The organism is Paraburkholderia dioscoreae, assembly GCF_902459535.1.
In the GTDB taxonomy this organism is placed as follows: Bacteria; Pseudomonadota; Gammaproteobacteria; order Burkholderiales; family Burkholderiaceae; genus Paraburkholderia; species Paraburkholderia dioscoreae.
Genome location: NZ_LR699553.1, coordinates 1,176,513 through 1,189,779, shown reverse-complemented (window position 1 = coordinate 1,189,779; position 13,267 = coordinate 1,176,513). Strand labels below are relative to the sequence as shown.

General features: G+C 63.7%; 12 protein-coding genes. 4 read left to right on the top strand and 8 right to left on the bottom strand.

The features are described 5' to 3' along the window. Positions 1-31: 31 nt before the first annotated feature. Entirely contained in the window at positions 32-1,480 is a 1,449-nt protein-coding gene (locus PDMSB3_RS05340; protein ID WP_165185335.1) for an MFS transporter, read from the top strand. Between the two features lie 157 nt (positions 1,481-1,637). On the opposite strand, the gene otsA is transcribed toward PDMSB3_RS05340, so the two are convergent. The 6 genes from otsA to PDMSB3_RS05310 all read right to left on the bottom strand — a co-directional run bounded on the left by otsA (position 1,638) and on the right by PDMSB3_RS05310 (position 6,390). Then, complete coding sequence (gene otsA, locus PDMSB3_RS05335) at positions 1,638-3,065, bottom strand: alpha,alpha-trehalose-phosphate synthase (UDP-forming) (protein WP_007175801.1); 1,428 nt, start codon at positions 3,063-3,065, stop codon at positions 1,638-1,640. 213 nt (positions 3,066-3,278) lie between these two features. Then, entirely contained in the window at positions 3,279-3,491 is a 213-nt protein-coding gene (locus tag PDMSB3_RS05330) for a hypothetical protein (protein ID WP_007175802.1), read from the bottom strand. Between the two features lie 153 nt (positions 3,492-3,644). Next, positions 3,645-3,914 (bottom strand): hypothetical protein, encoded by a 270-nt coding sequence (locus tag PDMSB3_RS05325; RefSeq protein WP_007175803.1) that lies wholly within the window; start codon positions 3,912-3,914, stop codon positions 3,645-3,647. A 126-nt stretch (positions 3,915-4,040) separates the two neighbouring features. Further along, positions 4,041-5,441, bottom strand: a complete 1,401-nt coding sequence (locus PDMSB3_RS05320) for a sigma-54-dependent transcriptional regulator (RefSeq protein ID WP_007175804.1) — start codon at positions 5,439-5,441, stop codon at positions 4,041-4,043. 315 nt (positions 5,442-5,756) lie between these two features. Continuing rightward, a complete protein-coding gene (locus tag PDMSB3_RS05315; RefSeq protein ID WP_007175805.1) occupies positions 5,757-6,026 on the bottom strand; it encodes a hypothetical protein in 270 nt (89 codons plus the stop codon). A 46-nt stretch (positions 6,027-6,072) separates the two neighbouring features. Then, positions 6,073-6,390 carry a DUF883 family protein gene (locus tag PDMSB3_RS05310; protein WP_007175806.1) on the bottom strand — a complete coding sequence of 106 codons (318 nt, stop codon included), beginning with the start codon at positions 6,388-6,390 and terminating at the stop codon, positions 6,073-6,075. A gap of 373 nt (positions 6,391-6,763) precedes the next feature. Between PDMSB3_RS05310 and PDMSB3_RS05305 the strand changes: the two genes are divergently transcribed. The 3 genes from PDMSB3_RS05305 (at position 6,764) to PDMSB3_RS05295 (ending at position 9,315) form a co-directional block, all read left to right on the top strand. Beyond that, entirely contained in the window at positions 6,764-7,822 is a 1,059-nt protein-coding gene (locus tag PDMSB3_RS05305; protein ID WP_007175807.1) for a sigma-54 interaction domain-containing protein, read from the top strand. Positions 7,823-8,170: 348 nt separating this feature from the next. Then, complete coding sequence (locus tag PDMSB3_RS05300) at positions 8,171-8,749, top strand: hypothetical protein (RefSeq protein WP_165185333.1); 579 nt, start codon at positions 8,171-8,173, stop codon at positions 8,747-8,749. Continuing rightward, on the top strand, positions 8,746-9,315 hold the full coding sequence (locus PDMSB3_RS05295) for a hypothetical protein (RefSeq protein WP_007175809.1): 570 nt from the start codon (positions 8,746-8,748) through the stop codon (positions 9,313-9,315). The genes PDMSB3_RS05300 and PDMSB3_RS05295 overlap by 4 nt, the downstream gene beginning before the upstream one ends. Positions 9,316-9,402: 87 nt before the next feature. On the opposite strand, the gene PDMSB3_RS05290 is transcribed toward PDMSB3_RS05295, so the two are convergent. After that, on the bottom strand, positions 9,403-10,749 hold the full coding sequence (locus tag PDMSB3_RS05290; protein ID WP_007175810.1) for an ABC transporter ATP-binding protein: 1,347 nt from the start codon (positions 10,747-10,749) through the stop codon (positions 9,403-9,405). Between the two features lie 97 nt (positions 10,750-10,846). Further along, the gene (locus PDMSB3_RS05285; protein WP_007175811.1) at positions 10,847-12,598 is read right to left on the bottom strand and encodes an ABC transporter permease; all 1,752 of its coding nucleotides are present in this window, start codon (positions 12,596-12,598) and stop codon (positions 10,847-10,849) included. Between the last annotated feature and the right edge of the window lie 669 nt (positions 12,599-13,267).

The window sequence follows — 13,267 nt, the reverse complement described above, 5'->3', positions numbered from 1 at the left end:
CGCGAGCCGCCTACTACAACTCGAACAATCGATGCACGCACAACCATCGCGCAAGGACGGCGCAGTGCCCGCCGAAGCGGCCGACACACTCGCCCCCGACACTTCGATTCCGGACAACGCCGAACAGGGCCTGCCGGTTCCACAACGCTACTGGGCGATGCTGGTCATCGCGCTCGCCCTCACGCTCGCGGTACTCGACAGCGCGATTGCCAACGTGGCGCTGCCGACAATCGCGCGCAACCTGCGCGCCAGCGCGGCCGGTTCGATCTGGGTCGTCAACGCCTATCAGCTTGCGATCACCATCTCGCTGCTGCCGCTCGCCTCGCTCGGCGACCGCATCGGCTACCGGCGCATCTATCTATCCGGCCTGATCCTCTTCACGGCCGCGTCGTTCGGTTGCGCGTTGTCGACTTCGCTGTCTACTCTCGCACTCGCTCGCGTGATTCAAGGCTTCGGTGCGGCGGGCATCATGAGCGTGAACACGGCGCTGGTGCGCATGATCTATCCACGCGCACAACTCGGGCGCGGCATCGCCGTCAACGCGATGGTAGTGGCGGTGTCGTCGGCAGTCGGGCCGACCGTCGCGTCCGGCGTGCTGTCCATCGCCTCGTGGCCGTGGCTGTTCGCGATCAATGTGCCGATCGGCATCGCGGCCATCGTCGGCGGCTTCAAGGCGCTGCCGATGAACCGCGGCCACGAATCGCCGTACGACTACCTGAGCGCCGTGATGAACGCGTTCGTATTCGGCCTGCTGATTTTTGCCGTGGACGGCCTCGGCCACGGCGAGCGCTTCGGCTACGTCGCGATCGAGGTGGTCGCCGCGGTGGTGATCGGCTATTTCTTCGTGCGCCGTCAGTTGACGCAACCCGCGCCTTTGCTGCCGGTGGATCTGCTCAAGATTCCTGTCTTCGCGCTTTCCATCGGCACGTCGATCTGTTCGTTCTGCGCGCAGATGCTCGCTTTCGTGTCGCTGCCCTTTCTGTTGCAGGAAACCTTGGGGTTCTCGCAAGTGGATACCGGCTTGCTCATGACGCCCTGGCCGGCAGTGATCATTATCGCGGCGCCGATTGCGGGCGTACTCTCGGACAAGGTGTCCTCGGGATGGCTGGGCGGCATCGGACTAGCCGCGATGGCGGCCGGGCTGATCCTGCTCGCCACACTCGGCGCGCATCCGGACGCCATGCAGATCACGTGGCGCATGGCCTTGTGCGGCGCGGGCTTCGGCATCTTCCAGTCGCCCAACAATCGCACCATGCTGGCCGCGGCGCCGCGCGAGCGCAGCGGCGGCGCGAGCGGCATGCTGGGCACCGCGCGCCTGACCGGGCAGACGCTCGGCGCGGCGCTGGTCGCGCTGATCTTCGGCGTTGCGCCGCAACACGGACCGACGATCGCGCTGTATGTGGCCGCATGCTTTTCGGCGGTTGCTGCGGTGATCAGCACGATGCGCGTCATGCAGCGGGTCAACGCGCAGCCGGCCTGAGCGCTTGCTCCAAGTTTTCAGTTGCGCCCATGCAAAAAGGGCACGTCTCGCATCATGCGATTCGCGCCCTTCTGTTCCTCTGCCCCACCTACGCTGCCCCTGATGACGTGACCGGCACACGCGGCGACACTTGCAAGCCGCGCGGCCGCTGCTCCCGCTACGACGATGCGGTCACGTCAGCGAGCTTTACCGCTTTGGCGGTCACCGAAGAGGCCGTGGCGACGTTGCGCAGATCGGCAAGGAAGGTGTCGCGCCAGACCGACAGATTGTTCTCGCGCATCGGCGCCATCATGTCGGCATGCCGCGCCTGACGTTCGGCGAGCGGCATCGACAGAGCGCGTTCGAGCGCTTCGGCCATCTGCGACAGATCGAACGGATTGACGACCAGCGCGCCCGGCAACTGCTCGGCGGCGCCGGCGAATTGCGACAGCACCAGCACGCCCGGATCGGCCGGATCCTGAGAGGCGACATACTCCTTCGCGACCAGATTCATGCCGTCGCGCAGCGGCGTCACATAACCGACCTGCGATTGGCGGAACAGCGCCATCAGCAGATTGCGCTCGTATTTGCGGTTCAGATACTGGATCGGCGTCCAGTCGAGTTGCGCGAACCGGCCGTTGATGCGCCCCGCCTCGCCCTCCAGCGTCTGACGAATCCGCTGGTAAGTCTGCACGTCCGCGCGCGTCGGCGGCGCGATCTGCACCAGCGAGACGCGTCCGTGCCACCCCGGCGCATTCAGCAACAGCCGCTCGAACGCCTGAAAGCGCTCCACCAGCCCCTTCGAATAGTCGAGACGGTCCACGCTCATGATCAGCTTGCGTCCGCGCATGCCGTCGCGCAGACTGCGCACCGGCTTGCGGTCGGTGAACTGCTCGGCGGCCTTGGCAATCGCGTCCGGATAGATTCCGATCGGATACGCGCCCACTTTCAGGAAGCGGTTATACGCATGCACCATGCCGTCTTCGCTCGACGTGCCGTGCTGGCCGCGCTCGATGAAATCGACGAACGACTGGCGATCGGCGTCGGTCTGGAAGCCGATCACGTCGTAGCTGCACATGGCCTTGACCAGTTCTTCGTGTGGCGGAATGGTGCGCAGCACTTCCGGCACCGGAAACGGAATATGCAGGAAGAAGCCGATGGGATTCTTCACGCCCAGCTCGCGCAGGCAGCGCGCGAACGGCAGCAGGTGATAGTCGTGAACCCAGATGATGTCGTCGGGCCTCAGCAATTCCTTGAGTTGCCTGGCGAGCGTGGCGTTCACGCGCTGATAGCCCGCGTATTCCTGCCGGTCGTAGCGCGAGAGGTCGTTGCGATAGTGGAACGTCGGCCACAGCGTCGCATTGGAAAACCCACGGTAGTACTGGTCGTAATCGCGCTTGGTGAGACCCACCGTCGCGTACGTCACGTTGCCCTGTTTCTCGATCACCGGAGCGCTCGGCTCGCTCACCGTCTCGCCGCTCCAGCCGAACCAGACCCCGCCGGTTTCCTTCAGCGCGTCCAGCACGCCGATCGCCAGCCCCCCCGCTGCGGGACGGCCTTCCTGAGTCGGCGCGACACGATTCGATACCACGATCAGTCTGCTCATTGGTGCTCCACCTAGTTCAGTTGTTTCGTTGCATACGGATATGTGCCAAAAAGGTGCATGCAAGTCGCGTGCCGTTTTTAGAGATATTGGAAATAAAAATGTATGCAGATGTGACAGACAAGCAGAAACGCGCAGCACCGTTTCGCCACGAAGAAATTTTTTCTGCTTTATCCGACGAAACCGGAAGGCCTATTTACCGGCCCCTGATCGGCTTTACGCGTCCTGTTCCGAGCCGAGGTCGCGCTGGTATTCGAGCCCTTCCGGGCGCACGCCGCCCTGGTTGTGCTCGCCGTCCGGCGGCGCATCGGGTGCGACGCGGTTCTGCCCGGCCGGATCGGGCGACGCCGGCGGGCCGTCTTTGCTGCCGCCCGGCCGGGAGTCGCGCTTCGAGTGGCGCGCTGAACGTCGCAATGCGGGATGTCTCATGATCCATGCCTCCAGGGGAAGCCCGCCGCGAGGTTTTGCGGCATCAGTACAGTCTAGGGGTCGCCAAGGTAAATTGCCGGTAAAAGATGCGCCGGCTTTGTAACAAGTACATAAATTCTCTGCGCCGGACTGTGGTGTAGCGCACGGAACGCGTCAGAGTTGCATGCGTCGCTGCTGTAACGGCTGACGCTGACTGGCTTGTGGCGTTTGCGTGGGCTGCGGCGGCGGATCGCCGATCGGCGGCGCGACCGGTTCGATGGGTTCGATCGGTTGCGGCCCCGGATCGGGACTCGGAACAGGAACCGTGTCGGGTTCGCCGGGGCTCGGCGGCGCGACCGGAGGCGCAGAGGGCGGTTCGATCGGCTCGGGACGATGAGCGTGCTTCGACAGGGGAAGCGCGGGAGCGGCGGCGTATTCCGGCATGTTGGTTATCCTCGTTTGCGTTTCACTGGATCGCAGCAAGGCCTGTGCCGTTACGGGCCGCTCCCGGATGGGGTGGCGTTAGCAGTGTGCCAGCGGTGCACGTCGCGCGAATGGCGTGCGAAGCCGTCAAGCGTCCGCGCCGCCCAGCGCGCGCGATTCGTCGGCGGCGTCACCGTCTTCACGTGCGTCGTTGCCATATTCGACCAGGCGGTTGTACAGCGTCTTGAGGCTGATGCCGAGAATCTCGGCGGCCCGCGTCTTCACGCCGCCGCACTGTTCGAGCGTGGCCAGAATCAACTGACGGTCCGCTTCCGCAAGGGAGGTGCCGAACGGAATCGTGATCGCCGTGCCGGCCGCGGGCTTGGACAGCGTGATCTGCAGCGGCACGGTCGCCGTGCTGTCCGAATCCGAGCCCGACATGATGTGGGCACGTTGCACGTAATTCTTCAGTTCGCGCACATTGCCCGGCCACGGATACGACATCAGCATGTCCTTCACGGCCGGGGGGAAATGCTTTTTGGTGCTGTGGCGTTCGTTGAGTTCGTCGAGGAAAGCCTGGGCCAGCAGTTCCACGTCTTTGCCCCGGTCGCGCAACGGCGGCAGGCTGATCGGAAACACATTCAACCGATGGTACAGGTCGAGCCGCAGCTTGCCTTCCAGCACGGCCTGCTCGGGATCGCGGTTGGTGGCCGCAATCAGGCGCACGTCCGTTTCGATCTCCTTGGTCGTGCCGACCCGCATGAACATGCCGGTTTCGAGCACACGCAACAGCTTGACCTGCAACTCGATCGGCATCTCGGTGATTTCGTCGAGGAACAGCGTGCCGCCGTTCGCGCGCTCGAAATAGCCTTTGTGCTGGCGGTCCGCGCCGGTGAACGAGCCGCGCTCGTGGCCGAACATTTCCGATTCGATCAGATTCGGCGAGATCGCGCCGCAGTTCACCGCGAGAAACGCGTGCTTACGGCGCAAGCTCAACTGGTGCAGGGTTTGCGCGGCGACTTCCTTGCCGGTGCCCGACTCGCCCACCAACATGACCGAGGCCGCCGTCGGCGCGACACGGCCTATCTGGTCGTAGACCTCCTGCATGGCCGGCGAATTACCGAGCATCAGACCGAAGCGTCCCATGCGGCGTAACTCGCCGCGCAGCGTGCCGATTTCCGCCTTCAGGTCGCCCGCGCGCGGCAGGCGCGAGAGGATCGCCTTCACGCGCTGCATGTTGATCGGCTTGACCAGATAGTCGGTGGCGCCCATCTTCAGCGCGTTGACCGCCGACTCGACCGTGGCGTGGCCGGTAATCACGATCACTTCCACGCCGGAGCGCGGATCCAGATCTTCGAACAGATCGACCCCGCTGCCGTCGGGCAGCTTCAGGTCCGTAAAAACGACGTCCGGCATCTGCCGGACCAGTTGAATGCGCGCTTCGCGCAAATCGCCCGCGGTGGCGGTGGTCAGGCCGTCTTCCCCGATGATGGCGGAAAGCGCCTCGCGGGTACCGGCATCGTCATCGACAATCAGTACATGTGGCATCGCGTCTCGAAAGCCTGCAAGCGTGGGTATGGGAAAACATGCTAAGGCGCATGCTGAAAAGTGCGCCGGCGGCGCGGCGCTTCGCCGGCGTTAGCGGGTGCTCCAATGTGAGTGCCCACCAACTTCAAGTCAACACACTCGCCGGTGACTTGATCCAATTTTGCAACAATACGGGGCAAAAGCCCCGGGCGAAAACCGCCATTGTTGTCTATTTGTCCATTATACGGCTTTATTGGTACAAATTAGTAATGCGCGCCGCGGTGCACGGCGCGCCGCTCGTTAGAGCCGCGCACCCGTCGCCGTGCGGGCAAACGCTTAACTACGCGGAAACGGCCATGCGCCGCCATTGCCGTTCGGATAGGCGGAACCGTTGCCGCCGGGGGTGTCCGGGCTCACCTCCGCTGCCGGCGTAACATTAGCCGCCGGTGTAGCCGAAGCCGCCACCGCGCCGCCCTCGTTTTCCCAACGGCTCAATTCTCGCGCCGCAGGGACTTGAGCGGCGCGGCTGCGCTGCACGTAACGAATGGCCAGAAAACCGCCGAGCGCCATCAGTGCGCCGAAAATGCCGATCTTGGGTCGTGCCATCGTGAACTCCTTGTCTTCATCAAGCGGATTGACACCGGAATGCGCATCAGCGGGTAGTCAGCACGCCGAGCACGAAGCCGACGCCCGCAGCAATGCCGATCGAGCGCCACGGGTTGTGCCGCACGTAACGTTCGGTATTGACCGTGGCCGTGCGGTAACGTCGCTGCGCATTCTGCTGCGCGTCGCCAAGCGCCGATTGCAGGGTTTCGACGTGCGTGCCAAGTTTGTCGCGCAGCACGCCGACGCCCTCGCCCGGCACATTGGCGGCAAGCCGCAGCATTTCTTCCGAGTCCTTCAGCAGCACCCGCAGGTCTTCGACAATCTTCTGGCCGCCGAGTGCAAGTTGTTGTGTACTGTCAGTCATCATTCACTCCTAGTCTGAGTTCGGCGTTCGCGTGTGTGCTTTGCGGCGAATCTGCGCGTCCTGCGAATTGGCGAGCGTCGAGTGCCGCCATCGCGAGAACATGAAGTGCAATCGCTCAGAAAAGCAAACGCGTGTCGGATCAGTTCAGCAAACGTCGTGCCCGGTAACTTCGCCCTCAGAATGCATGACAAGTGTGGCGCCACGCACTTTCGACCGAGCGTATAAGAATGTATCCCGTCGACGCGACATCGTTTGCCGAAAACGGTGTCAAAGTGGTTAAATCGATCTTTGAGAGATAGCGGCTTGACTGGTTTATCTCGTTCCCAGGCCTGCGCGCCGCAACACCGAACTCATTTGCACAGGATCCCCGTTTATGGCGTCAATCGACCTGGACTCGCCCACCGTCTCCGCCGGAGGCAATGCTTCGGCACAGGCGAAGCAGCGCGTCGCGGACGGCATCGCGGGACTGAAATCGTACGGCCTGCTGTACGGCTCGTCGCCGGTGATGCTCGATCTGTACGAGCAGATCGAACGCGTCGCCAGCACCGACGCGACCGCGCTGATCATCGGCGAATCCGGCACGGGCAAGGAACTGATCGCCCGCACGATTCACGATAAAAGCAGCCGTAAGGACGCACCGTTCGTTGCCGTGAACTGCGGCGCGATTCCCGACGAACTCATCGAAGCCGAATTGTTCGGCCACGAGAAAGGCAGTTTCACGGGCGCGGTCCAAGGCCGAGTCGGCTACTTCGAACACGCGAACGGCGGCACGCTGTTCCTCGATGAAATTACCGAAATGGCGCCGGTGCGCCAGGTCAAACTTCTGCGCGCGCTCGAAACCGGCACGTTCTACCGGGTGGGCGGCACCGACCTGATCAGCGGCAACGTGCGCGTGATCGCCGCGACCAATCGCGACCCGGCGGTGGCGGTCAAGGAAAACGGCTTGCGTGAAGACCTCATGTACCGGCTCGCGGTTTTCCCGCTGCGCGCGCCGCCGCTGCGCGAGCGCGAGAACGACCGCGAACTGCTCGCGCAGCACTTCCTCGCGCTGCTCAATCAGCAGGAAGGCACGAGCAAGAGCTTCAGCAAAAGATCGATCGAAACGCTGCGCACCTGGTCGTGGCCGGGTAACGTGCGTGAATTGAAGAACGCGGTCTATCGCGCGTTCATTCTCGCGGAGAAGACGGTGGAGCTGCCGCATCCGCATCTTGCGTCGCGCGTGAAAAAGCCCATGACGCAGGGCGATGCGATGAGCGTATGGATCGGCACGCCGCTCGCCGACGCGCAAAAACAGATCATTCTCGGCACCCTCAAATATTGCGGCGGCGACAAACGGCGCGCGGCCAAAGCGCTCGGCGTGAGCCTCAAGACGCTATACAACCGCTTGAGCACATACGGCGACGAAGGCGCGGAAGAAGAGGCTGAGCAATAAGTTCATGCCGCAGTGCTCACGTGACGCAGTCGCGTGAGTTACTCCGCGCGCGTTACTCCGCGTGAATACTTGCATCGTGCGCCCGGCCGCCGGTTACGAAACCTCTGCTACACGCTCCGAATCTCGAATCAAATCCCTTCGTACCACCAATCAAAATCGGCGAGCACTCACCAGAAACCAGTTTATCCCGCATCATCTTTTGCAATTGCTTGCATTTTCCCTCTGCCAATTACAAATAGCATCCTGCAAAATGCGGCACACGCATTGCTGGGTGGGGAACGCGTGTCGCTCGTTCAGAGTGGCTCTCGAGCGCGAACGAAAGGCATTTGCAGGAGCAGAGACAGGGAAATGCAAAAAAGTGTGATGTGGGCCGAATGGACAAAACGAACAGCCGGGCGTGGACATCCCAAGGCAACGGCGCTTGTTGTTCTGGTCGCGGCCATTTCGTCGGCGTTGAGCGGTTGTAGCTCACTCTATTCGGAAGGCGCCACCGCAGGCGCCGGTATCGCGGGCGCCGCGCTCGCGGCGAAAGTCACGAGCAACGCGGCCGTCGCCACCGGCATCGGCCTCGGCGCGGTGGCCGCCGCGCGGGCCGGCGTGCAGTACTCGGAGCGCGTGGTCCACACGAATACGCAGGACGGCATCGCCAAAATTGCCGGGCCGCTCGACGTCGGCGCGGTGGCGCCTTGGAGCGTGACCCATTCCGTGCCGATCGAAGACGACGAACACGGCCGCGTCACCGTCAGCCGCACAATCAGCGCGGGCGCGCTCGACTGCAAGGAAATCGTCTTCTCCGTCGATCAGTCTGCCACCAAGAATGTGCCGGCCAGCAGCGCGTTTTACGTCGCTTCGATCTGCCGTGACGGCGACAACTGGAAATGGGCGTCGGCCGAACCCGCCACCGAACGCTGGGGCGCGTTGCAATGACGGCGCGTTCGCGTACGGCCGGACAAGCGGCGCGCCGCCGTCGCCACGCCGCATGGTCCGGCAACCGGCTGCGGCTCGTACTGGCCGGCGTGCTGTGCGTCGGGGCGAGCGTCCTGACGAGCGGCTGCTCGTCGGTCGGCGCGGCAAGCGGCGCGGCGGCCGGTGTCGCGTCGGGTCTGGTGACATCCAATCCGGCAATCGGCATCGGTGTCGGCATTGCCGTACAGGCTGCGACAGACGAGGCCATCGGCCACTATATGCGCACCATGCACACCGATCAGCAGAACATGATCGCCGCGTTGGCGGGCGCCATGCCGGTCGGCGAGACCCGCCCGTGGGCGGTCAAGCACACGCTGCCGATCGAAAACGGCCACGGCCAGGTGCGCGTGACGCGCGCGTTCGGTTCGGCGCTCGCGCTCTGCAAGGAATTCGTGTTCTCGGTGCAGGACGGCGACGGTCCGAACGCGCATGAGGACTGGTACACGGCAAGTGCGTGCCAGCAGGACAAGGGCTGGAAGTGGGCCTCCGCTGAGCCGGCCGTTACACGCTGGGGCAATCTGCAATAAGCGCGCGGCGATAAAAAACGGCAGGGTCTCCCCTGCCGTTCTTGCTTCGCGTCAGCGTCGAGCGCCTTGATCGTTACTTAAGCGCGCTCAAGACTCCACGTCTTCCAGACTGAAGATTTCGGTCTGGTCGTTGTACGAGAAGATCTCGCCATAACGGCCCCAGTTGATGACCGCGTCGAGCGTCTCTTCCGCAGCGCTGTCCGACAGAAAATCCTCCAGCTCCTGCTCGAAGCGCACGCGCGGCGCGCGATGCCCCGGCCGTTCGTTGAGCACCTTCTTGATTCGCGCGGCGAGCGGCACGTGCCGCAGCAGATGCTCGGCGAACATCATCTTGCGTTCCTGCGTGCCGAACTCGGCGAACACGCGCGCCGGCGGCGTCAGGAAAATATCGCCTTCGCGCACGTCGGCGAAACCGAGATGCTGCAGCACTTCGGCCACCGGGAACAGATCGTCCACCTCCAGATGCAGCGAACGGGCGATTTCCGGCATGTCGGCGCGGCCGTGGTACGGCGCTGCTGCGAGCGTTTCGATCAGACCGGCCATCAGGTTGGTCGACACATGCGGCAGCCAGCTGTGCAGCTCGAGCCCCTTCTTGGTCTTTTCGTCGGTCTGGCGCGCGGTCATCTTCGCGTAGATCTCGTCCACCAGCCGGCGGAACGCCGGATCCAGGCGATTACGCGGATGCTTGAACGGCACCTTGATCTCGGCGATCACGCGCCCCGGATTCGACGACAGCACCAGAATCCGGTCGCACATGAACACCGCTTCCTCGATGTTATGCGTGACGATCAGCACCGCCTTGATCGGCATGCGGCCTTGCGTCCACAGGTCGAGCAGGTCGGTACGCAGCGTTTCGGCGGTCAGCACGTCGAGCGCGGAGAACGGCTCGTCCATCAGCAGCAGCGTGGGGTCGACCACCAGCGCGCGCGCAAAGCCTACGCGCTGACGCATGCCGCCCGACAGTTCGCGCGGATAGGCGTTCTCGAAACCGTCCAGACCGATCAGGTCGATCGCCGCAAGCGCGCGCGTGCGCCGCTCGCTCGCGCCCACGCCTTGCGCTTCGAGCCCTGCTTCCACGTTCTGCAGCACGGTCAGCCACGGGAACAGCGCGAAGGTCTGGAACACCATCGCGACGCCCTTGGCGGGGCCGTCGAGCGGCTTGCCCATATACGTGACTTCGCCGTCGGTCGGCTCGATCAGACCGGCGATGATACGCAACAGCGTCGACTTGCCCGAGCCCGAACGGCCCAGCAGTCCCACAATCTCGCCTTCACGCAGCGACAGGTTCGCGTCGTCGAGAACGAGCAGCTCGCCCTGCGACTTGTTGAAACCGCGGCACACGTCCTTGACGCGCAGGATCTCTTCGCCGAGGCGCGGCGGCTTCGGCGGCGTCTGGATCGGCGCGGCGGTCATAGCAGCTTTAGGATTTTGCATCGCGTTTTGCCTTTATTACTCAAGAAAACGCCGGGCCGCCCCCCAAGTTTTCTTACCCCCTCGGGGGGCCTGGCGCCAAGCGACAGGTCCGGGGCACTTAATCAAGCCGGAGCTTGGCTTCGGCGTAGGCGTACATCGGACGCCACAGCAGGCGGTTGAACAGTGTCACGAACAGGGACATCACGGCGATCCCCACGATGATCTTCGGATAGTCGCCCGCGGCGGTGGACTGGGCAATGTAGGCGCCCAACCCATGCGCGGCCACTTTGGTGTCGCCCCACTGCACGAATTCCGCGACGATGCTCGCATTCCACGCGCCGCCCGACGCGGTGATCGCGCCCGTCACGTAATACGGGAAAATACCCGGCAGAATTGCCTGACGCCACCACTGCCAGCCGCGGATATGGAAGTTCTTGGCCGCCTCGCGATAGTCGTTCGGATACGACGTCGCGCCGGCAATCACGTTGAACAGGATATACCACTGAGTGCCGAGCACGATCAGCGGCGACAGCCAGATGTCCGGGTTCAGATGGAAGCGCACGATCGCGATCACGAACACCGGGAACAGCAGATTGGCCGGGAACGCGGCGAGAAACTGCGCGAGCGGCTGGATCTTCTCGGCGAGCGCCGGGCGCAAGCCGATCAGCACCCCGACCGGCACCCACACCACCGACGCCAGCGCGATCAGCACCACCACCCGCAGGAGCGTGATGAGCCCGAGCACGAAGACGTGCCAGACTTCGTCCAGCGAGACGCCGGTGCGCACATACATGACGACGCGATACACCACGTAGACGGTCGTGACCAGCACCAGCGCCGCCCACGCGATATCGCCGACGCGCGAACTCTTCTGCATCTGCGGGATCTGGAAGCGCGGCCCCTGGAAGGCCGGCAGCCGCAACGGCACGCGCGCGGCCTTGGCGAACATCCAGCCGAGCGGCACCAGCAGCCGGTGGATCAGCCGGGTACGGCGAATCAGATCGAGCAGCCATGACTCCGGCGCGTCGCCCGAACTGGTGTTTTCCATGCGGAATTTGTCGGCCCACGCGACGAGCGGCCGGAACAGCAACTGGTCGTACGCGAGAATCACGATCGTCATGGCGAGAATCACCCAGCCGATCGCGTGCAGATTCTTGTCCGAGATCGCCTGCGCCAGATACGCGCCGATCCCCGGCAGGATGATCGTCCGGTTGCCGACCGTGATCGCTTCGGAAGCCACCACGAAGAACCAGCCGCCGGACATCGACATCATCATGTTCCAGATGAGGCCGGGCATCGAGAACGGGACTTCCAGTTTCCAGAAGCGCTGCCACGAAGTCAGATGAAAGCCGCGCGAGACTTCGTCCAGATCGCGCGGCACCGTGCGCAGCGACTGATAGAAGCTGAACGTCATGTTCCACGCCTGGCTCGTGAAGATCGCGAAGATCGCCGCCAGTTCGGCGCCGAGCACGCGGCCGGGAAACAGCGCGAGGAAGAACGTGACCGTAAACGAAATGTAGCCGAGCACCGGCACCGACTGCAGGATGTCCAGAATCGGCACCAGCACGAGGCCGGCGCGGCGGCTCTTGGCCGCCAGCGTGCCGTACGCCAGCGTGAAGACCAGCGAGGCGACCATGGCCGCCAGCATGCGCAGCGTGGTGCGCATGGCGTACTCGGGCAGATTCGCCGGATCGAGGGAGATGGCTTGAGTCTTGAGCGTCGACATGGGCGCCAAGGTCTCGTGAAAGCCGATCGCCGCCATCGCGATCAGGCAGATGATCAGCGGAAAGGCAACGAAGTCCCAGCGGTTGGGCAGCACCCGCCATGCCGATGCATTCGCGGTGCGCTTGAGGTCGAAGCTGAAATCCATCAGATGCCCTCCCCGTCGAGCCAGCTGGTCGAAAAGGAGGCCGCGGCTGCGGCGCGGCGGTCTGAAGATCGGTCCGGAAAGCGGAAATCAGGCATGGCAAAACGCGTGTGCGCGGTAAATCGTTAGCGTTGGAGACACGTGGACCGGTGAAGGATGTGTCCATGGACGAGCCCGCCCAGGACCGCAACCGTCAAGCCGGACTCCTGTCGCCGCAGGCGCCGCCCGTAGGCTGGCGAGCTTTCCTTGTTTTGGACGGCACGACACTACACCATCCTATGTTTCAGGCACAACCTTTCGCGGCAAATAGCGACAAATAACAGGGAACGTCCGGCTAGCGCCGTTGGGCGCCGCGCGTACCCGCCGAGCGGCCGGCCATTCATCGGCGCGCGCGGACCACGGCTTCAGCGAGCGCGGCCGCAACCCGGAATCGCGCCGGGCAACCCGGAAAACCCGTACAGCCATCAAGAAACCAGCCGGGCCGCCGTTAAGATCCTGATGGGCGCGCTATACGGGCTTTGCATTCCCGCAATAACGATGGCGTCAGGCCCCATGCCGGTTAAAATCAGAAGACGACGCCTGCCGTCGATTTATCCCGGGCCACAGCGGCGGCATATTGCCGAGCGCTTGCAAAGGGACGACACAGCGCCGGCGCGCTGCCACGAATGAGCT